The 1180-nt window shown below is 43.9% G+C and carries 1 protein-coding gene; it reads right to left on the bottom strand.

Going from position 1 to position 1180, the window contains the following annotated elements; all coding sequences use genetic code 11:
- Positions 1–10: 10 nt before the first annotated feature.
- Positions 11–1177 carry a site-specific integrase gene (locus ACFIK4_RS04185; protein WP_015856731.1) on the bottom strand — a complete coding sequence of 389 codons (1167 nt, stop codon included), beginning with the start codon at positions 1175–1177 and terminating at the stop codon, positions 11–13.
- Between the last annotated feature and the right edge of the window lie 3 nt (positions 1178–1180).

Below are 1180 nucleotides of genomic sequence, written 5' to 3'. Positions count from 1 at the left end.
ACCCCATATCTTAAGATTGACCCGTGACATAAGCCGCCCATTTATCCATATAAACGCGGCGCTGTTCTAAATAGTCAGTCCGACGATAGGCACGCTCTACTTTACCGCCTACTGTATGACTTAGAATAGTTTCTGCGACTTCATAAGGGGCATCGGTTGTTTCAGCGAGCCAATCACGTAAACTAGAACGAAATCCATGGGGGCATGCCTCAATTTTATTGTCTCTCATATATTGAGCCATACAATTTGCAGCGAGGGGACCCCGACCGGTTGCAGAAAAGAAGAAATCATTGCGAGAAAGCAAGCGCGCTTGTTTTAAGATTTCTAATGCTTCTGATGATAGAGGCACGCGAAACTCTTCTGTAGTATCACGTCGACCTTTCATATTTTCAGCAGGGATTGTCCAGATATCGCCATCAACTTGGTCTTTATGAATATGACACAAAGGGTTGGTACGAACGCCTGTCAAAATAAGCAAACGCAAAGCCAGTTGTGTTAAGGTTGATGCTTCGCAAAGTGTTTTATAAAAGGCAGGGACATCTCTCCAATCCATAGCTGGAAAATTTTGCGTTTTATGGCGTTGTTTACCTAAGAGAGCGCGTGCTTTTTCTGTTGCTTGTAAATCAACATCCAAACCCAAAGCAGCCGCATGTTTGAGACAAATATTAAGGCGGGTAAGAGCTTTATCAGCTGTTGCTGCTTTTGTATGCCAAATGGGAGCAAGTGTATTGCGTATCTCTGTTTGTGTAATCTCTGAAACGGGGAGGCAACCTAATTTGGGGAGAATATGGAGTTTTAAGGGTAAAAACCAACGCCCATCTTTACCATCTCCTTTTAGTTCAGCTTTACGGCTTTCAAAAGCATCCAACGCGATATCTTTTAAATAATGGAGATTACTTATTGCCTCACGCTTTTGTTTATTGCGTTCTTTAATGGGGTCACGACCTTCACGAAGAACAGAGCGCCACCCAGTTGCCAATTCACGGGCTTGTTTTAAAGAGACATCTCTCAAGGCACCCAAGCCCATTTCACGGCGCCGCCCATGAATGGTAAAACGGTAAATCCATTGAGCACCTCCATCTTTACGCTTATGAAGTAACAAGCCGGCACCATCATTATATTTGCCAGCTCCCAATGTTGCGACAGCCCTTGCATTAAGACGGTTCATAAGAGCCATTTT

It is taken from the genome of Bartonella sp. AP9QHHD (genome assembly GCF_042195625.1).
In the GTDB taxonomy this organism is placed as follows: domain Bacteria; phylum Pseudomonadota; class Alphaproteobacteria; order Rhizobiales; family Rhizobiaceae; genus Bartonella.
Note: the sequence above shows the minus strand (reverse complement) of the source record. Positions and strands in the feature narration are given on the sequence as shown.

What these genes read in the sequence shown, in the direction of transcription:
- ACFIK4_RS04185 (WP_015856731.1), bottom strand. Translation starts at nt 1,177, where the DNA reads ATGGCTCTTATGAACCGTCTTAATGCAAGGGCTGTCGCAACATTGGGA.